This is a genomic window from Aureimonas sp. ME7 (genome assembly GCF_903970965.1).
GTDB lineage: Bacteria > Pseudomonadota > Alphaproteobacteria > Rhizobiales > Rhizobiaceae > Aureimonas.
Window position 1 is genome coordinate 1 of the sequence record NZ_CAJCKW010000049.1, and the last position, 551, is coordinate 551.

General features: G+C 63.2%; 1 protein-coding gene. It reads right to left on the reverse strand.

The features are described from left to right. Positions 1-551, reverse strand: a 551-nt coding sequence (locus tag H7A85_RS20670) for a family 16 glycosylhydrolase (RefSeq protein WP_210270285.1), incomplete at both ends; no start/stop codon positions are given.

The following is a 551-nucleotide window of genomic DNA, read 5'->3' on the forward strand; positions in this document are numbered from 1 at the left end:
ATGTCGGCGGTGCCGGTGAGGATCAGGTTCTCCACATTGTCGGTCAGCTTGTAGGAAACGCTCGCCATCACGCGGTCGGTGCCCTCGCCGGGCTTCTCGATGACGACGTCGCCGGCATTGTCGACGATGTAGGTATCGTCGCCCTTGCCGCCCGACATCGTGTCGGCGCCTTCGCGCCCGTCCAGCGTGTTGTTGCCGTCGTTGCCGGTCAGGACGTTGTCCTTGGCGTTGCCGGTGGCGTTGATGCTCAATGTGCCTTTGAGGACGACATCGTCGGCAGAGGAGTCGAGCGTCATCGACCACTTCTCGCCGGACATCACGTTTCGTAGGACCGGTGTGTTGGCTTCGCCTTCGAACTGATAGGCGCGGATGTAGTCGATCTTGTAGTCGGCGCCCACGAAACCGGCGTCCGGGCTTCCCGGCCAGTCTCCGCCGATCGCCAGGTTGGTGACCATGTACATCGGCTGGTGCATGTCGGCGGGCGTGGCCAGGCGGTAGACCTCGGCGCCGTCGACGTACCACACCAGTTCGGTCTTGGTCCAAAGGAGACC